At 64.9% G+C, this 15,763-nt stretch carries 22 protein-coding genes and 1 pseudogene; 6 read left to right on the forward strand and 17 right to left on the reverse strand.

Features of this window, described 5'->3' with window-relative positions; genetic code table 11:
* Window position 1: 1 nt before the first annotated feature.
* The 9 genes from M2317_RS12765 to M2317_RS12805 form a co-directional block, all read right to left on the reverse strand.
* On the reverse strand, window positions 2–514 hold the full coding sequence (locus M2317_RS12765; protein ID WP_429460690.1) for a hypothetical protein: 513 nt from the start codon (window positions 512–514) through the stop codon (window positions 2–4).
* Complete coding sequence (locus M2317_RS12770) at window positions 511–1,314, reverse strand: TetR/AcrR family transcriptional regulator (RefSeq protein WP_429460691.1); 804 nt, start codon at window positions 1,312–1,314, stop codon at window positions 511–513. The genes M2317_RS12765 and M2317_RS12770 overlap by 4 nt, the downstream gene beginning before the upstream one ends.
* Window positions 1,220–2,455 (reverse strand): RNA polymerase sigma factor, encoded by a 1,236-nt coding sequence (locus M2317_RS12775; RefSeq protein ID WP_429460693.1) that lies wholly within the window; start codon window positions 2,453–2,455, stop codon window positions 1,220–1,222. The genes M2317_RS12770 and M2317_RS12775 overlap by 95 nt, the downstream gene beginning before the upstream one ends.
* Window positions 2,452–2,775, reverse strand: coding sequence for a YciI family protein (locus tag M2317_RS12780; RefSeq protein ID WP_429460695.1), 324 nt, complete (start codon window positions 2,773–2,775; stop codon window positions 2,452–2,454). Before M2317_RS12780 ends, M2317_RS12775 begins: the two co-directional genes overlap by 4 nt.
* Before the next feature lie 50 nt (window positions 2,776–2,825).
* Window positions 2,826–3,185 carry an MmcQ/YjbR family DNA-binding protein gene (locus tag M2317_RS12785; protein ID WP_429460696.1) on the reverse strand — a complete coding sequence of 120 codons (360 nt, stop codon included), beginning with the start codon at window positions 3,183–3,185 and terminating at the stop codon, window positions 2,826–2,828.
* Between the two features lie 11 nt (window positions 3,186–3,196).
* Window positions 3,197–3,592 carry a nuclear transport factor 2 family protein gene (locus M2317_RS12790; RefSeq protein ID WP_429460698.1) on the reverse strand — a complete coding sequence of 132 codons (396 nt, stop codon included), beginning with the start codon at window positions 3,590–3,592 and terminating at the stop codon, window positions 3,197–3,199.
* 17 nt (window positions 3,593–3,609) lie between these two features.
* The gene (locus M2317_RS12795; protein WP_429460700.1) at window positions 3,610–4,221 is read right to left on the reverse strand and encodes a dihydrofolate reductase family protein; all 612 of its coding nucleotides are present in this window, start codon (window positions 4,219–4,221) and stop codon (window positions 3,610–3,612) included.
* Window positions 4,222–4,445: 224 nt separating this feature from the next.
* Window positions 4,446–4,886: a DUF3224 domain-containing protein gene (locus tag M2317_RS12800; RefSeq protein WP_429460702.1), complete on the reverse strand. Its 441-nt coding sequence runs from the start codon at window positions 4,884–4,886 to the stop codon at window positions 4,446–4,448.
* Window positions 4,887–4,988: 102 nt separating this feature from the next.
* Entirely contained in the window at window positions 4,989–5,507 is a 519-nt protein-coding gene (locus tag M2317_RS12805) for a hypothetical protein (RefSeq protein WP_429460703.1), read from the reverse strand.
* Between the two features lie 89 nt (window positions 5,508–5,596).
* On the opposite strand from M2317_RS12805, the gene M2317_RS12810 reads away from it, so the two are divergent.
* Both M2317_RS12810 and M2317_RS12815 read left to right on the forward strand, forming a co-directional pair.
* Window positions 5,597–6,055, forward strand: coding sequence for a DUF1772 domain-containing protein (locus M2317_RS12810; RefSeq protein ID WP_429460705.1), 459 nt, complete (start codon window positions 5,597–5,599; stop codon window positions 6,053–6,055).
* A gap of 25 nt (window positions 6,056–6,080) precedes the next feature.
* A complete protein-coding gene (locus tag M2317_RS12815) occupies window positions 6,081–6,617 on the forward strand; it encodes an alpha/beta fold hydrolase (RefSeq protein ID WP_429460707.1) in 537 nt (178 codons plus the stop codon).
* Between the two features lie 45 nt (window positions 6,618–6,662).
* Here M2317_RS12815 and M2317_RS12820 read toward each other — a convergent pair whose 3' ends face one another.
* Window positions 6,663–7,010, reverse strand: a complete 348-nt coding sequence (locus M2317_RS12820) for a YciI family protein (RefSeq protein ID WP_429460709.1) — start codon at window positions 7,008–7,010, stop codon at window positions 6,663–6,665.
* A 70-nt stretch (window positions 7,011–7,080) separates the two neighbouring features.
* Window positions 7,081–7,731, reverse strand: coding sequence for a TetR/AcrR family transcriptional regulator (locus tag M2317_RS12825; protein WP_429460711.1), 651 nt, complete (start codon window positions 7,729–7,731; stop codon window positions 7,081–7,083).
* Window positions 7,732–7,786: 55 nt separating this feature from the next.
* On the opposite strand from M2317_RS12825, the gene M2317_RS12830 reads away from it, so the two are divergent.
* Entirely contained in the window at window positions 7,787–8,602 is an 816-nt protein-coding gene (locus M2317_RS12830; protein ID WP_429460713.1) for an oxidoreductase, read from the forward strand.
* A 99-nt stretch (window positions 8,603–8,701) separates the two neighbouring features.
* On the forward strand, window positions 8,702–9,082 hold the full coding sequence (locus tag M2317_RS12835; protein ID WP_429460714.1) for a VOC family protein: 381 nt from the start codon (window positions 8,702–8,704) through the stop codon (window positions 9,080–9,082).
* A 126-nt stretch (window positions 9,083–9,208) separates the two neighbouring features.
* Here the strand turns inward: M2317_RS12835 and M2317_RS12840 are convergent, their stop codons facing one another.
* Entirely contained in the window at window positions 9,209–9,616 is a 408-nt protein-coding gene (locus M2317_RS12840; protein WP_429460716.1) for a hypothetical protein, read from the reverse strand.
* A gap of 101 nt (window positions 9,617–9,717) precedes the next feature.
* The gene (locus tag M2317_RS12845) at window positions 9,718–9,939 is read right to left on the reverse strand and encodes a DUF2283 domain-containing protein (protein ID WP_429460718.1); all 222 of its coding nucleotides are present in this window, start codon (window positions 9,937–9,939) and stop codon (window positions 9,718–9,720) included.
* Between the two features lie 392 nt (window positions 9,940–10,331).
* On the opposite strand from M2317_RS12845, the gene M2317_RS12850 reads away from it, so the two are divergent.
* Window positions 10,332–10,454: a hypothetical protein gene (locus M2317_RS12850; RefSeq protein ID WP_429460720.1), complete on the forward strand. Its 123-nt coding sequence runs from the start codon at window positions 10,332–10,334 to the stop codon at window positions 10,452–10,454.
* On the forward strand, window positions 10,451–10,699 hold the full coding sequence (locus M2317_RS12855) for a DUF898 family protein (protein WP_429460722.1): 249 nt from the start codon (window positions 10,451–10,453) through the stop codon (window positions 10,697–10,699). Before M2317_RS12850 ends, M2317_RS12855 begins: the two co-directional genes overlap by 4 nt.
* A 42-nt stretch (window positions 10,700–10,741) precedes the next feature.
* Here M2317_RS12855 and M2317_RS12860 read toward each other — a convergent pair whose 3' ends face one another.
* From M2317_RS12860 to M2317_RS12875, 4 genes and pseudogenes are all read right to left on the reverse strand, one after another.
* On the reverse strand, window positions 10,742–11,851 hold the full coding sequence (locus tag M2317_RS12860; RefSeq protein ID WP_429460723.1) for a family 43 glycosylhydrolase: 1,110 nt from the start codon (window positions 11,849–11,851) through the stop codon (window positions 10,742–10,744).
* Window positions 11,812–13,866 carry a hypothetical protein gene (locus M2317_RS12865; protein WP_429460724.1) on the reverse strand — a complete coding sequence of 685 codons (2,055 nt, stop codon included), beginning with the start codon at window positions 13,864–13,866 and terminating at the stop codon, window positions 11,812–11,814. The genes M2317_RS12860 and M2317_RS12865 overlap by 40 nt, the downstream gene beginning before the upstream one ends.
* A gap of 101 nt (window positions 13,867–13,967) precedes the next feature.
* Complete coding sequence (locus M2317_RS12870; RefSeq protein ID WP_429460726.1) at window positions 13,968–15,332, reverse strand: MFS transporter; 1,365 nt, start codon at window positions 15,330–15,332, stop codon at window positions 13,968–13,970.
* 60 nt (window positions 15,333–15,392) lie between these two features.
* A pseudogene (locus tag M2317_RS12875) lies at window positions 15,393–15,659 on the reverse strand (glycoside hydrolase family 2 TIM barrel-domain containing protein); the annotation flags it as partial.
* Window positions 15,660–15,763: the final 104 nt, after the last annotated feature.

The raw sequence follows: 15,763 nt of genomic DNA on the forward strand, positions 1-15,763 counted from the left end.
TCTAGGCGCCAACCGGCGCCACAAACGACATGCGTGACGCGCGGCGCACGACAACGAGGTTCTGAACGAGCAGAGCGATCCCCAGCGTGAGGAGCACACTGTCTTCGGTGACAGCCGGCGACGCCCCGAGCTCTCCCCCGAGGTACGCGAGTGCGAACCGGAGCACTACCGACACGGCCCAGAGCAACACCGTCAGCCCGGTGTAGCGGTACTGCGCTCCCCCGTCGCCGCCCTCGCGCACTTCGACAGTGGCTCCCCGCGCGATCGCGAGGACGGCGGTGAGAACGACATCGACGACGGCGACGCTGACTGTGGCGAGAGGGTCGCCTTGGACGGGCGCCATCAACGACGGGAGCAGGAAGAACCCTCCCACCAGCATCACGATCGCAGGGCCGATCACCAGACGCCTGACTCGAACGGCCCGCGGGCGCAGCCGCGCGAGCACCACGATCGTGAGCGTCACCAGGCCGATGAGAACCTGGGGCGGCATCGACTCGAGAACGGCATCCATCATTCCCGCTCCTCACCGCCAACGAGGTAGGCCGCCACCGCGGCCGACAGCGCGGTCCGGAACGACACCTCCTGTTGCGGATCGTCCGGATCATGGCCCAGGGCTGATTGCCAGGAACGGCCACCCAGCGCGTAGCCATAGGCGCTGGAGATCCCGAGGAGCAACACGGCTTCGATCCGCTCGCGAGAGGGCACGCGCTCCGCACGCAACGCCTGCCGCAGGCCCTGCTCCATCATGTCCGCGATGCCCGCGAGACCACCGGTGGAGACCGTGCCGTGCTCGGGATTGAGCGCGGACCACGTCCACAGGCGCAGGTAGCGTTCGTCTGCGACCGTATCGAAGACCACATCCAGCATCCGCGAGGCATAGGGCACGCCTGCGTCATCCGCGACAGTGGAACGCACACGCTCGCGATGGCGGGCGTCCTCCTGCCGCACCACCTCGCGGACCAGTTCCCGATACGTCCCGAAGTAGTGGCTCACGAGACCACGGGTCACGCCGGCCGCGTCGGCAATCTGCGCCAGCGTCACGGCGTCCGGGCCGCGTTCGGATATCAGACCCGCAGCTGCCTCGAGGATCTCTTGTCGAGAGCGCTCTGGGCTCCTTCTGCGGCGAGCTCCCCCGTTCCCCCGCGAGGCCTCCACCTTCTCCTTATTGGCGTGCATGCCAATAACATATCGGTTCGGCCACGCGCGTCGGGGTGTCGCCCTAGCGCAGTCGGTGGTGACGACGCCGCAGGCTGGCTTTCTCGGCGGTGTTGCCCGCCAGCTCGATAGCTGATTCGTAGGCGCCGCGGGCATCATGGTTGCGACCGAGCCTGCGCAGGAGGTCGGCGCGCGTGGCGTGGAAGGCGTGATAGTCACTCAGTTCGTTCTCGAGCCGTTCGACGATCGCAAGTCCCACTTCGGGGCCGTCGAGTTCGGCGACCGCGATGGCTCTGTTCAGCTCGACGACCGGTGACGGGTCGACGGTGACGAGCTGGTTGTAGAGCGCGAGCACCTGTGCCCAGTCGGTGTTGTGGAAGTCTCGGGCGGAGGTGTGCACGGCGCCGATCGCGGCGAGGATCTGGTAGCGCCCCGGGGCCTCACCGGCTGCGGCCGCGGCCAGTCGCTCTCGCACCAGACTGTGACCCTCGGCGATCAGGGCGGTGTCCCACGCTCGACGATCCTGTTCCGCGAGCAGTACGAGTTCGCCGTCTGCAGAGACTCGCGTGGCGCGGCGAGCCTCGGCGAGGAGCATCAACGCCAGCAGACCGGAGACTTCGCCCTCCTCCGGCATGAGGGCGTGCAGCAGCCGTGTCAGACGGATCGCCTCGGCCGTCAAGTCGGCGCGGACGGGGTCGGTGTCAGAGCTGGTCGCGAGATAGCCCTCGTTGAAGACCAGGAAGAGGACGGCGAGGACACCGGCGACGCGTCCGGGGAGATCGTCCGCGGACGGCACCCGGTAGGGGATGCCGGCCGCTTTGATCTTCGCCTTCGCGCGGGTGATCCGTCGGCCCATCGTGCTCTCGGTGACGAGGAACGCGCGGCCGATCTCGGGCACTGTCAGGCCGCCGACCATGCGCAGCGTCAGAGCGACCCGAGTTTCGATCGCCAATGCCGGGTGGCAGCAGATGAACATCAAACGCAGCCGGTCATCATCGACGACACCGTTCGATTCCCGCGGGCTGCTGTCGTACATCACCAGGGCATCCTTGTGCTTGCCCTCGCGTTGGTTCTCGCGCCGGAGTCGGTCGATTGCCTTGCGGTTGGCGGTGGTGGTGAGCCACGCGCCGGGATTGGGTGGCACGCCGTCGTCGGGCCAGCGTGCGACGGCTGCTTCGAACGCCTCGGCCGCCGCGTCCTCGGCGACGTCGAGGTCTCCGAAGCGCCGCGCGAGGCCGGCGACGACCCGGGCCCATTCGTGACGGTAGGCCCGCGTGATCGCGGCCTGAACATTGCTCATGCGAACGGTCGCACCTCGATCCGCCGATCGCAGATCTGCGATGCTTCGGCGGCGAGAGCGAGCGCGACATCCAGATCCGGTGCTTCCCACACCCAGATTCCGGCGAGGTACTCCTTCGATTCCAAGAACGGCCCGTCGCTGATCATCGGGGCCTCGCCCCGGTTGTCGATGACCGTCGCTGCTTCGGGGTCGGCCAGGCCGCCGGCGAACACCCAGTAGCCGCCCTCGATCAGGCGCTCGTTGAACGCGCTGATCGCCGGGCGCCTGTTCGCGTTGCCGGGACTGTCCTGGTCATCGATCACGGAAACGAAATACTGCATTGCTCCAGCCTCTCCTCGGTTTCAATCATGTGCGTGATGCTCGCCAGTCATCAGTGCGGGCCGGTGGGATGCAACAGATCGTATGCGCGTGAGAGCTTCGCAGGGACGACCATGCGCCAGGCATCGACCACGAGCTCGCGCGCCTCGCCCGGCTCCAGTGCAGAAAGATCAGCGTGCACCCAGTTGTAGCGCAGCCCGTGATCCGGTGGCAGTTGGAACTTGCGAGGATCCCCGGCCACCAGCGCTGCACGCTCCTCCCTTGGGAAGGCGAACCTCATCACGTCCTCCTCGAGCGAGAACGCGACGTAGACGACCTGGCCGACCCGGAACTTCAACTGTCCGCTCACGCGGGCGGGATACGAGCGCTCCAGTTCAGCACCCAGCGCTCGAACGTCATCGATGACGGCCATGTCGCATCTACCTACGCCTTCATATAGCCGCGCGCCTCGACGATCCGGCCACCCCGAACACGGATGAGGTTCACGCCGCGCACGCGGTCGTTCTCCCGCGGCCCCCAGCGCACGATCCACGGTGCCACGGCGAGATCACCGAAGATCTCGGCCGGTTCCGGCGAGAAACTGAGGCCGGCATCCCCGGCGAGCTGGGACCATCGCGCCAGGCAGGCGATTCGCCCTTCGTGCCGGGCTCCATCGGGAGCCGGGTTCGTATCCTCGATGACGCATTCGTCGGCGATCAGATCCTCCAAGAGAGCGGGGTCGTGAACGTGGAACGCTTCGTTGTATCGATCGATGACCTCATCGATGGCGCGGTCTGCGGCGTCGGTCGCAGGGCCATCCCCTTGAGTGTTGGACAGCATTGGTCTGGCTCCGGTGATCAGTGGGTCGCGTAGGAAGGAGTCCCGACGGGCCGATAGGTCTGAATCATCACGCCCTTCGAGTCGGAACGGGAGCTGATCAGTTCCATCGCGACATCGCTGCCCGAGTCAGCGAACAGCCGCTCCCCCTGGCCGACGACGACGGGGATCGTGATGAGTTCCATCTCGTCCACCAGACCCTTCTCCAGCAGCCACTGAATGAGCCGACTGCTGCCGTGCACCTGCAGCTCGCCCTCGCCGCGCGCCTTCAGCTCGGTGATGGCCGCGAAGAGATCGTCTCCGAGGACTTCCGTGCTCTCCCAGTCCGGCGCCGTCAAGGTCTGAGATGCCACGTACTTCGGCTTCGCGCTCAGAGCCATCCCGATCGGGTGGCGCTTGAGGTCATCCATCGTTCCCCAGAACGAGAGGAGGATGTCGTAGGTTCGCCGGCCGAACAGGAACGCATCGGCTCGCTGGAACGTCGCGGCGATGTGATCCCGGGTTGTGTCATCACCGGCACCCCGAGCCCACCCACCTCTCTCGAACCCGCCTTCACGGTCCTCAGCGGTCGAACCGCCATTGCCCTGAGTCACTCCATCGAGCGTGACCTGCGTGATCGTCTTCAGCTTCATCCTGTGCTCCCTGGTCTCGGCACCCGTAGATCGGGCACCTTCACCAAGTCAACGAACGACACCACCCGGATCGGACACGGCCGAAGAAACCGCATGAGCATGAGAGGAAATCAGCCTTTCGGTGCGCGGAGGTCCCTCACGCAGGCGAACAGGCGACGACAGCGACAAGCCCCGCGACGCACGGAAGGACGCCCGTTCACCCGAGCAACGGAGGAAGTCGCGGGTTAGTCCAGCGCGTACGTCAGCAGGTAGCGGTGTTCCCCGTCGACGATTTCGAGCTCGAGCGTCCCGCTGATTCCTTCCAGATCTGCGGTTCCCGAGCCAGGCACGATCTCGTAGCGCAGCTGCTGTTCCGGGGCGGTCATGGTTCCGAACTGCTGGAACGCGAAGCTTCCGCGGAGCCCGTCGAGCTCGCCGTCAACGGTCTCCACTGCCACGTAGCCCGCTTTCCCGGTTGCCGGATCGCCAGCGGCGAGCATCGTCCCGGCCCCCCACCCGGCAAGGGCGCCCCGCCAAGTCTTGGTGATGACCATCCGACGAATGCCAGCCTGATCGTGCTCCGCGGGCTCAAGGGAGACTTCGAACGTGCCTCTCGCAGTGCGGTCGACCGCATCGTTCAAGCGGTCATTGGTCATGTGTACTCCGGTGGGGGCTGTGTTCGTCATGACTTAGACGCTACGGAGGGTGGAGGCCTGTGTGCTTGGAGATTCGCGACACGATGCCTCTGTGGTTTGTGCTCGGGCTTGCTCCGGCTCATCTCCGGTCGTTCAATCGAACCTCCCCAGAGGACGCAGCGGCACGCTGAAAGTGTCGGGCCGTGTCTGCGGGCGCCCATCGGGGGTGAGGAAAAGGTAGAAGTACTGCGTCGTCAGGCGAGGGACGGTCTTTCTGCTGCCCGTAGTGCTGAGCGCACCTGCCGCATAGGTATGCTCAGCCCACGCCTCGCTGAGGATCTCGACGACCCAGGCCGCTGCTTCGGCCGCGTTCACCGAGAGTCGGGTGTGGAGCTGTCGATGGTGCGCTGCGACCGACAGCGTCATGAGCAGTCCGGGTCCGGCATCCGTCTCGTCCAGCTCCCGCCGGTCGACGATATCGCCGATGATCGTCAACTCCGCGTGCCGGTCTGTCACGGACTTGAGCGGTCCGAGCGGTCGCAACTCCGGCATCTTCGACGTATCACCGGAGCTCACCCACGCCGTGGAGTCTGCTTCTTCGGAGAACAACTTGCGCCGGAACACGCGGATGTCTGTGGCGTGCTTCCGAGCAACGGACGTGACATCGATCATTCAGCAACCGTAGACGGGATCTGGGACACGCCCGCCACACACAGAGCGGGTCCGCACCCGCGTTCTCGCGGTGTCGTAGATTGCCATACGTGGAGCTCACGAACGTCCTCGCAGGTATCGGTCTCGTTCTTCTCGCATTGGGAGGTGGCACGTTCTGGTCCTTCTCGACCGGTGTCATGCCAGGACTGGCGCGGACGGACGATCCGACCTTCGTGACCTCGATGAGGGCGATCAATCGAACGGTGGTGAATCCGCTGTTCCTGCTGCCGATCTTGCTGCCGCCGATCCCGCTCGTGTGGGCGGGACTGCTCGATCTTGAGGACCCACGCGGTTGGCTGCTCGCCGCCGCCGGCATCGTGTACTTCTTCGGGGCGATCGTCGTCACCGCCGCCGGCAACGTCCCTCTGAACAATGCCTTGGACAGCTCGACGTCATCCGGAGAGGTGACACGAGCAGCGTTCGAACGCCGCTGGAACGTGCTAAATGGGGTGCGGTCGGCATCATCCGTCGTTGCGATCGCCCTTGCGGTATGGGCTCTGCTTGTCTGACCTCCATGATGGCTAGCATCGATCCGTGACCAAGAATGCGATCATCTTCCACGGCACCGGCGGGCACCCCGATGTGATCTGGTATCCGTGGCTGGACCGGCAGTTGTCCGCTCGCGGGTACCGTGTCGAGCGCCCCCACTACCCGGGCATCAACGTCGAACCGATCACAGAGTTCCTGCCGAGAGTGCTCGCATCCCACGATTTCGACACTGACACAGTGCTGGTGGGTCATTCCGGCGGAGCAGCACTGCTGCTGGCGCTGCTCGAACACCTGCAGGCTCCCGTCGCCCAGGCGATCCTGGTGGCGGGATACGCGACCCGTGTGAACGAGTCGGATGAGCCAGTTCTGCAGGACTCCTACGACTGGGACCGGATCCGCTCGAACGCCGGAGACATCTCTTTCATCAACTCGATCACCGCCCCCTACGGCTGCGATGCCACACAAGGTCGACTGATGTTCGACCGCCTCGGTGGGACCCAGATCATTCGCGACGACGGCCACTTCGGCGACTACAACCAGCAGTACGACACGTTCGAGCTCCTGGACCGGCTCATCCGCTGAGCGGCAGAAGCCCCACCTGCGCATCCAACGCCGGGGGATTCATGTTCAGGCGTCGATGATCCCGCCGCTGTGCACGAGGCGAACCTCGAGCCCGCCATCGCCGCTGATCGCGGGATCGGTCGACGCGATCCTCAGCGCCTCATCCCAGTCGGATGCCTCGATCACGTAGACGCCGGCGACCACCTGGGGTGCGTCGACGAAGGGACCGTCGCTCACGCCCTCGGCGCGAATCGAACGGGCCATGTCCCGCGGGGTGAACGCGAACGCCGCGCGGAGCGAGCCGGATGCGACGAGCGCCTCCGCATGCCCGTCGGGCTGGGCGAGGTCCTCCTTGGTCGCATCGAGGTCGTGAGCAGAATCTCCGGTGTAGATGAGGACGGCGTACTGGGGCATCGTGATATCTCCTTTGATGGATCGAACGCGGGACCGAACAGGATTCTACGGAGGCGGAGAGCGGGCACTACTACCGGAGCCCTCGAAGGACGGCTTCGACGGCGAACTCGAGCTCGGCCCGCGAGTCGGAGGTGTCTTGCCCGGCCGCGTCGGCCATGGCCGGATAGCGATCAGCAATAGCCTCACCGAGCCACTCCGGGGGCGCCGACTGGCCTGCTGTGGCTCCGAGTGTGGAATATGAGCGGATCAGGCTGTCCAACAGAAGCGCCACGCGGAGCGGGTCGGCATGCACGTCGTCGCGGATGCTGCGCACGAGCGCGTCGATCCAGGCATAGGCGCGCGGCTGGGTGGGCATCCGCGTCGGTCGAACGTCCGAGAGCCACGCGTGCTCCGCATATTTCTCCGCAAGCGACGTCACCCAGAAGCGGCAACGATCTCGCCAATCGGACCCGGTGATGTCCGGCGGGTCCCCGATGGCTGAGTCCACCATCAGCTCGACGAGTGTCGCCTTGGCGTCCACGTAGCGGTAAATCGCTGTGGTAACGATGTCGAGTCGCTCTGCCACGCGGGCCAGGGAGACCGCGTCCAGGCCGGCCTCGTCAGCGAGGGATACGGCTGCCGCAGTCACTTCGGACAGCGTCCATCGCGCCTTCGGGCCCCGTGTTGTTGCCGGCTCGAGCTCCCAGAGTTGCCGGAGTGCCCGATCTTCTTGACTGTGCATGACATTCACTGTAGCGTCTCTACCTGTGAACGACGTTCACAGTAAAGGAGCAACCATGACGACCGTCCTCATCACCGGAGCATCCTCCGGTATCGGCGCCCGCGCCGCGTCTCTCTTCGCCGCCAGCGGCGCGACCGTGTTCGGCGCCGCGCGCAACACCGCGGCGATCGAGAAGCTGGAAGGGGTCACTCCCCTGGCGCTCGACCTCACCGACGGGGCTTCCGTCGACAACGCCGTGACCACGGCCCTGCGCAGTGCTGGATCCATTGACGTGCTCGTCAACTGCGCAGGGTACGGCGAGTTCGGCAGCGTCGAGGAGACGACACTCGCAGACGCACGCCAGCAGCTTGAGGTCAACGTCCTCGGAGCGGTCGGACTCATCCAGGCCGCGCTCCCCTCGATGCGTGCAGCACGATCGGGCCGAATCGTGAACGTCTCCTCACTCGCCGGCGAGTTCGCCGCCCCGTTGGGCGGCTGGTATCACGCCTCGAAGTTCGCTCTCGAAGCGCTCTCGGACTCCCTGCGCGGAGAGGTCGGACAGTTCGGCATCGACGTCACCCTCGTCCAGCCGAGCTACGTCGCCACCGACTGGCACGACACCGCGATGATCCACCTGGAGCGCTCCTCGGCGAACGGACCGTACGCGGCGATGGCATCAGCGATGCGCGCGTACTTCTCCAGTCCGGCGCTTGCCCGACAGATGTCGTCCGTCGACGCCGTCGCCGAGCTCATCGTCAAGGCGGCCCTGACGCCGCGTCCGAAGACCCGTTACCGCATCGGTCCCGGCGCGGACATCGCCGTCGCCCTCGCAACCCTCCTTCCCGACCGCACCTTTGACGCCATGACCCGGAAGCAGTTCGGGTACGCCTGAGCTGCGCTCCGCCCGCCGCGCTGACCCGGCCTGACCCGTACCCTGGCATAGACCGGACGTGGTGATCAGACCGGGCGAATCCCTCGAGAAGCAGGACGAATGACTTACGTGGCCGCAGTGCTCGTGCACGTCTCCGATGTGGACGCCGGGCGAGCGTGGTATCAGCAGGCATTCCCGGAGGCGAAGGCCATGACGAGTCAGCCATCCGGCTTCCCCTATTTCCAGATCGGGCAAACCCAGCTCGAGATCGTGTATGCCGACGAGAAGGTGGCGACCGGCGCCGCCGGCAGCGTCGTGTACTGGAACGTTGAGGATTTCGCGCAAGCGCTGTCATATTTCGAGTCGCTGGGAGCGGAGCTCTATCGCGGACCGATGAAGATCGATGATGAGCTCTGGATGTGCCAGGTCCGCGACCCCTGGGGGAACTGCATCGGTCTTCGAGGCCCGGACCCGACTGTCGACGTACCGGTCAACTCCTGAGCTGACGCGCGCGGCCGGTCACGCGGCGCCATGGAAGTGGCCATCGACGCGGATCTCCTCACCGGTGGTCTGTGTGTTCGCGCGGCCTGACGATCGCCGGCGCCTCCTGAGGCTTCCCGGTGGGCGTCAGATCGAACTGGATGCGCTGCGCCGTGACTTCGGGAACGCGATGGTCTCGCCCTCGCCGAGAACGATGACCTCGCCCGACTCCAGCGTCACGGTGGTGCCTGTGCTCGTGTGCTCGATGCGCGCGATCGCGCCATCGACCGTGACTCTGCCCACATCGGGGGCCGCCAGGGTCGCCGCGCGCTTGTGCGTCACCTCTGCGGGAGGTGGGCCCGCCGGTGCATCCGGAACGCAGGTCCTGCACCGCCGGTACCGACCGAGCCGAGGCAGGTCCTCGAGCGTGACGTACATGGCGCTGAAGTACGTGCGCTCGACCTCGTCAGTCCGCACGAGAGCCGTGCCGTCGTCGTAGGACTCAAGGACCGAATAGCCGCTTCCATTCAGCTCCTCGCGCAGATGACCATCCACCTGGTGCTGGATGGTCGCGCAGTCTTCACGATGAAGAACATAGGGCGGCTCGCCGTTGCGATTCAGGACCAGCCTGACCGGCTCTGTTCCAGCCACGAGTCCTACTCGTCGATCCGCTCAGCAGCATCGAGGAATTCCCGATCCAGGGTCTTCGTCGCGCCCAGCACTTCCACGCCGAGCAGCACGCCTTCAGCGTCGAAGTCGAGCACGACGGAACCGCCTGTGCTCTCGACCTCTACATTGCGGACAGAGCGTCCCGACGCCGTCTCGGGTGCGAGGGAAATGTATGCCGCGTCTACTTCGGCATCGAACGTGGTGCGCATGAGTGGAAGCCTACGGCGAGGGTATGACACTCGCGCTGTCCCACCCGAGATAGCGGGATGCCTCGCCCGAGCAGAGGGGGCGCTGGGTACGCGACATCCCGCCTGAGGCACCCCCGTGCCTCATCCCCCAGAGTCCGGACGCCCATGGCCCCCACCACGGCCGTACCGGTATCTCAGCATCCCGGACCTTGGCTCGCGAAGCAAAACGATGACACGTCACAGAAGCAAATCTGCCAGCCGAACGGGCAACAGCTGCCGATAGTCACTCTGCCGGGTGTCGCACGGAGCTCGATGACGAGCTTCTCTGGCCCGCCCCTTCTGATTCTCAGCATCGGGCATACCTACCTGGATTGCCGCATACCCCCTGCGCACCGCAGGCCGAAAGGAAACACATGAGCGACACCAACCACAGGGTGACCGTCCACACCTCGGGCTCCTCGCGCCTGCCGCAGCTGCAGTTCGGCTTCACCGGCGGCGCCGCCGGCTGGCTCGAATCGGCATCGGAGCCTTCTTGACCACCCTGATCACGCTTGGCATCTGCTACCCGTGGGCGGTCGTGATGACCTACCGGTGGAAGACCAAGCACACCTGGATCAACGGTCAGCGTCCGCGCTTCACGGGAACGGCCCCGGGCCTGTTCGTCCACTGGATCAAGTGGTTCCTGCTCTGCGTCATCACGATCGGCATCTACGGCTTCTGGGTCTACCCGCGCCTGCAGAAGTGGATCGTCGAGCACCAGGAGCTCGACCCCACCAGCTGACGTTGCCCTCACGCGCACGTCGAGGCTCCGTACGCCAGGTCGTCAGCGCCCAGTCGAGGGATACTCCTCGATCCGCCAGTCGTCACGCCATTCGATAACCGGGTGAGGGCCGTCGAAGCGAATGGGTAGCCACACATAGTCGGCGATGGCTGTGTTCTCACCGAGGCCCGCAGCCATAGCGGCTCGATCGGAGCCTGCGGTCGCCGGCGGCCCCTCTCCTCGAGTCATGGCAGCGACGACGTCGTAGACGTTGGGCGTGTCCTCGTCGAGTTGAGGGAGCCACCGGTCGGCCATGGCGATGTACAGATCGGAGCGGGTGGGGTGGCGGAAGATGCAGCTGATCTGCGAGCGGAAGGAGGTGCGTGTTGGGTCTCCCGGATGCGGGTCGCCCAGCACCGTCCACGGACCGTGGTAGTCCGGCGCCGAGGCGATCTCGCTGAAGTTCGGAAAGTAGCCCGTGGACCCAGACGTGACGAGGTAGTGAATCCCTGCACGTTCGAAGTGGGCGGGCGCCTCTCTGGTGAAGGGCGGGCCGGGGTGCGGGAAGTGCGACGAGTGCTCGCCCGAGACGTCGGTGTAGTCGTCCGTGAGTTCGGCGCAGATCAGGTCGGTGTGCACCTTCTCGAAGAAGTAGTATCCCTTCGAAGTGTGTGGGTCCACGACCAGATCGAAGTCTCCGGCGCTCATGCCGAGGGGTTCGAGGCCCGCTCTCACGATCTCGTATGGGCCGAGGAATGCGTCGGCGGTGAGCACGGTGGATGCCTGGGTGTCGTGTGCGCCTTCCCCCATCACTTTGAGCCAGCACACGTATTTGCCGGTTGCCTCATTGAAGATGATGTGCGGTCGGTCCATCTTCTGGGCGGGATGCAGTGGTGATGCCGGATCCTCGATCACCGGCGGGATAATGAGCCCGAGGTCCTCCCAGTTGTACAAGTCGGTGGACGAGTATGCGCGCACACCCCAGTGCCAGATGCCGCTGCCGGGCGTGGTCTTCTCCTTGTTCTCTCCGTACCAGTAGAACGTTCCGTTCTCGTAGTGCATCGAACCGCCGTGCGCCTGGATCCGATCGCCTTTGGTGTCGAGCCATGTCTGGCCTGGGCGGATGCTGTCGTTCATGGCCATGGGACGAACCCTTCTGTTGCGACGTTCCACGAATCAGGGAAGCCGTTGGTGGCGAGCAGAGAGACGGCGGCGAGGAGCGAACCGTTGCCGGGGAGGTAGAGAGGGAGGATGGAGCCCATCTGGCTGTTGTGGCCGACCAGGGTGAACTGGTTCTTCGCCTCGTCGCGGAGGAGTGCGTCGACGGCGAGGTCTGGTCGGTCCAGCCGGGATGCCGTCATGGCCAGAACCGGGAAGTCCCAGCCCCATGCGGTGGCCCATTCCCAGGTTTCGAGCACGTCCTCCAGAGTTGACCTCATGATGTCCGGGTCGATGATCGGCGTTCCCGGCACGACGCCGAACGCTGCGAGCAAGGAGGGATGGTCGTCGCGCCGAAGGAACGGTTCTGTGGCGATGGCGGTGTAGCGCCCGTCCTGGACGTTCGGAAGAGCAAGGCCGTCCTGTACCTCGGACCACTTCGCGTCTCGGGGGGCACCAGCCCGTTCGCGCCATTGCTGGGCAATCTCCAGCCCCCACCACCACGAGGCGAGCTCGTAGGTCGGGTCTTCCGTGCTCGTCACGTCATAGAACTCCTGCGCCGGCATCAGCGGTGGCGACAGGTGGAACCGGTCATCGCGTCTCTCCGCGAATGCGGCCATGAACTCGGCGGTGCCGTCGACAAGATCGGCGAACTCGCTGACAAGACTGATGCGTTTGTCTGGAGAAGATGCCCGCCAGACGAGTTCCAGCAGGTACAGCAGATGCGGTTGTTGCCAGATAAGGAAGGAGCCGATCGGGTCGGGGCTTTCGCGTCCATCCGGTCCGACCTGTTTCGGCCAGCGGATCCCGGGGTATCCCTGTCGTTCGGCCGTCGCTCGCGCTCTCCCCGAGATCGCTCGGTACCAGCCGAGGCTGCGCTCCAGCAGCTCAGGCCTCCCCCAGGTTGCGAAGTGCGCGGAGTGCCAGAAATGCATCTCGAGATGCGCTTTGCCGGACCATGAGTTCGTGATGAGGCCCGTCTCCGACGGCGGCATCGCGCCTGACGAGTTCACCGCTGTGAGGTACTGAGAGAGAACGATGCGGCGTTCCAGCTCTGCCGCACGGGGGTCAGATGTTCCCTCGAAGTCGATCGCGGCGCCGGAGTTCCAGAAGTGCTCCCACTCTGCTGATGCCGCTGCAGTGACGGCATCAAAGCTCGGAATGGCGACCGGCTCACGATCCGAGTATCTGACGACCAGTTCGAGAATCTCACTGTCGGCCCGGACGTCGAATTCGTGCGCACCGGTCTGGCGAATGCTGCCGCCGCTGAAGCCAAGATCGACGCGATATCGAGTCGAATCCAGTGCTCGGGTGACCGTAGCGCCGCCGTCAGTCACTTCGAGAGTCGAGGTGTGACGCCCCGGCGCGCTCCAGTCGGAGGTCTGGAAGAACCCGGGATGCGCGTAGGGAAAGCGCAACGTCGCTTTCAGCCGGCCAGCGGTCAAGAGGTCCGACTGGATCCGGAATGCGACGATCGCGTCGTCGGGAGCGGCGACCGTGCGCACAGTTACGAGTTCGCCGTCGTAGGTGAACGCCGAGTTGATCGACCCGGACCACAGATCGAGGGTCTGTCGGGTTTCGTCGAGCATGTCAGGCTGCGCATCACCATCGAACACAAGCCCGATGCGGCCGAGGTCCAGGCGCTGAGGGTTGGCGTTGAGCCAGGCGCCTGGACGATTCTCCTCGCTGACCTGGCCGCGCATGGCACCTTCCATATCGTGGCGATCCGGGTATCGGACCAGGCCGCGGCGGGTCTGATGCTCGGACATCGCATCCTCGAGGACAAAGCCCTCGGGGTTGGGCATCTCATGCCAGCCCCATGAGGTCATCGTCGCGGTGTTGATCGCGGTGCGTCCCTCGCTAATCGCGATCGTCTGGTCGTGAAACTCCGTAAAAGTCTGCATGCCGGTGATATCGGCTGTGTAGGCGAAGTCTCCGTTGCCGACTGTGAGGACGTGCTCCGGATGAGGGCTGGTGATCGTGATGTTGTGGCGACGTACGACATTCTTGCGGTTGATGTGGTTCGGCATCTGGTCGTTTCTCGTTTGTAGCGGGCGGTGCCGGGCGGGGAATCGCCGCCCGGCACCGATCGTGCATCAGCGGAGAGGGTGCATCCGCGGGGTCACTTCGATCAGTCGACCGATTTGACGCGGAGCACCAGGAACCCTCCGATGATGGTGAGCACCGCCGACGCAATGTAGAGGATGGCGTAGTTGTTCTCGCCCGCGGAGGTCGATCCGATGAGGATCACTGCCGAGGCAACGAACGGTGCAAGGCCCTGCGGGATGGTGGTTGCGAACTGGGTGATGGCGAGGAACCGACCGGCATCAGTCTTTCGTTCCGGGAGAACATCGAGCACGAGCGCCTGATCGACGGCGGAGAAGACTCCGATGCCGAGGTTGCAGATGAACATGCCGACGATGAGCAGCGGCAGTGCCGGTGCGAAGAAGACGATCACCGAGCCAAGCGCGAACAGCCCGGCACCGGCGAGTACGAACGGCTTGCGCCTGTGCAACTTGTCCGAGAGGAAGCCGCTGCTGAGGGCGCCACCCATGGTGCCGATGAGACCAAGGAGACCGACTGTTGCTACAACTCCACCGATCTCCTCAACAGGCATCGCCAGACGCTGCGCGAAGAAGAATGCGGTGAAAGTGGTGCTGAGGGTGAGGCCGAAGTAGAACGCGAAGCGTCCAGCCCAGTTCCAGGAGAAGTCCGGGTAGCGCTTGGGGTTGTAGACGTACTTCGCAAAGACAGAACCGAATGAGAGTCGATCCCCGAACGTCATCGAGCGACTGTCTTGTTCACGGTTCACGAGGAGGAAGAGCGGGATAAGAATCAGCGCGATGACGCCCGGCACGAGGAACAGCAGGTACGGGTTGGCGGCGAGTCCGCCGCCAAGGATGGCGCCGAAGACAGGCGCCATCTGCGCAGCGACGCCACTCAGTCCGGCGACCTTGCCTCGCTGGAACTCCGGGAGTCGATCGGCAGCGATCGCGTTGAGGGTGTTGAGAACCGTCTGCAGACCGATCTGCGCGGTCGCCCAGCCAGCGCCCAGAACGATAAGCGTCGGGCCCGCGGCCATGATCGTCAATCCGATCAAACCCACGGCGAGGCCGGCGAGCACCCAAGGTGCGCGGCGTCCGATACGAGTGCGGGTACGGTCGCTGAGCTGACCGGTGAGCGGGCCCGTCACCACGGCCGCGAGAGATCCGATGCCCAGGATGATGCCCAAGGAGGCTTCATTCCCCGGTGCAATGCGGTTGACTTGGATGGCCAACGCAATGGCGATCGGAGTGACCAGCGCGATGTAGGCGCCGAACACTGCGAGCGTGTTGAACAGGATCCATCCCTTGCTCACCTTGGGCAGGTCGTCAAGGGCTGCCGCGCGGGCATCGATGCTCGCGGTATCGAAGTCGGGAAGCTCGTTCGTACCTGCCTCCGCGAGCGGGAAGACGCTTGCTGGCGGGATCGTGGGTTGCTGGTCGGGGGTGCTCATGGAGACTCCATCGTCGGTGTTCATTGTGTCGGGTTTCTGGATAGGTCGTGGTTTGACCGATCAGGTCACGGTGAGCGTCACTTGCACGGGTGGGCAGCCTTCGGCTTCGGCTGTGACTGTGACGCGCCCCGCTTCCGTGGGGCGGATGATCGCGATCGCCCGCCCATCAAAGGTGTGGTGCCGGTCGGCCGTGAACGACTCGGCCGTCGTCGGGTTGCCGCTGCCGAGTGCCTGCAGCACCCCGGCTCCTTCGACGGTGACGGTGACCGGCCGATCGAGGGTGTTGTGGACGATGCCCGTGTCATCGGTCAGGGCGAGGTCGATGTAACCGAGATCGGGACTGCTGACGGTTCGGTTGACTCCAACGCTGTGAGGATTTCGGTTCTCACGGGAGGATGGTCAACGTGCCCAAAGCATTTCCCAAAGAGTTC

It is taken from the genome of Microbacterium sp. ZKA21 (assembly GCF_050434165.1).
GTDB lineage: Bacteria > Actinomycetota > Actinomycetes > Actinomycetales > Microbacteriaceae > Microbacterium.

Bases quoted from the DNA above. Each gene is read 5' to 3' on its own strand.
- M2317_RS12765 (WP_429460690.1), bottom strand. From the start codon at position 514: ATGATGGATGCCGTTCTCGAGTCGATGCCGCCCCAGGTTCTCATCGGC.
- M2317_RS12770 (WP_429460691.1), bottom strand. From the start codon at position 1,314: ATGATGCCCGCGGCGCCTACGAATCAGCTATCGAGCTGGCGGGCAACA.
- M2317_RS12775 (WP_429460693.1), bottom strand. From the start codon at position 2,455: ATGAGCAATGTTCAGGCCGCGATCACGCGGGCCTACCGTCACGAATGG.
- M2317_RS12780 (WP_429460695.1), bottom strand. From the start codon at position 2,775: ATGCAGTATTTCGTTTCCGTGATCGATGACCAGGACAGTCCCGGCAAC.
- M2317_RS12785 (WP_429460696.1), bottom strand. From the start codon at position 3,185: ATGGCCGTCATCGATGACGTTCGAGCGCTGGGTGCTGAACTGGAGCGC.
- M2317_RS12790 (WP_429460698.1), bottom strand. From the start codon at position 3,592: ATGCTGTCCAACACTCAAGGGGATGGCCCTGCGACCGACGCCGCAGAC.
- M2317_RS12795 (WP_429460700.1), bottom strand. From the start codon at position 4,221: ATGAAGCTGAAGACGATCACGCAGGTCACGCTCGATGGAGTGACTCAG.
- M2317_RS12800 (WP_429460702.1), bottom strand. From the start codon at position 4,886: ATGACGAACACAGCCCCCACCGGAGTACACATGACCAATGACCGCTTG.
- M2317_RS12805 (WP_429460703.1), bottom strand. From the start codon at position 5,507: ATGATCGATGTCACGTCCGTTGCTCGGAAGCACGCCACAGACATCCGC.
- M2317_RS12820 (WP_429460709.1), bottom strand. From the start codon at position 7,010: ATGCCCCAGTACGCCGTCCTCATCTACACCGGAGATTCTGCTCACGAC.
- M2317_RS12825 (WP_429460711.1), bottom strand. From the start codon at position 7,731: ATGCACAGTCAAGAAGATCGGGCACTCCGGCAACTCTGGGAGCTCGAG.
- M2317_RS12830 (WP_429460713.1), top strand. From the start codon at position 7,787: ATGACGACCGTCCTCATCACCGGAGCATCCTCCGGTATCGGCGCCCGC.
- M2317_RS12835 (WP_429460714.1), top strand. From the start codon at position 8,702: ATGACTTACGTGGCCGCAGTGCTCGTGCACGTCTCCGATGTGGACGCC.
- M2317_RS12845 (WP_429460718.1), bottom strand. From the start codon at position 9,939: ATGCGCACCACGTTCGATGCCGAAGTAGACGCGGCATACATTTCCCTC.
- M2317_RS12850 (WP_429460720.1), top strand. From the start codon at position 10,332: ATGAGCGACACCAACCACAGGGTGACCGTCCACACCTCGGGCTCCTCG.
- M2317_RS12865 (WP_429460724.1), bottom strand. From the start codon at position 13,866: ATGCCGAACCACATCAACCGCAAGAATGTCGTACGTCGCCACAACATC.
- M2317_RS12870 (WP_429460726.1), bottom strand. From the start codon at position 15,332: ATGAGCACCCCCGACCAGCAACCCACGATCCCGCCAGCAAGCGTCTTC.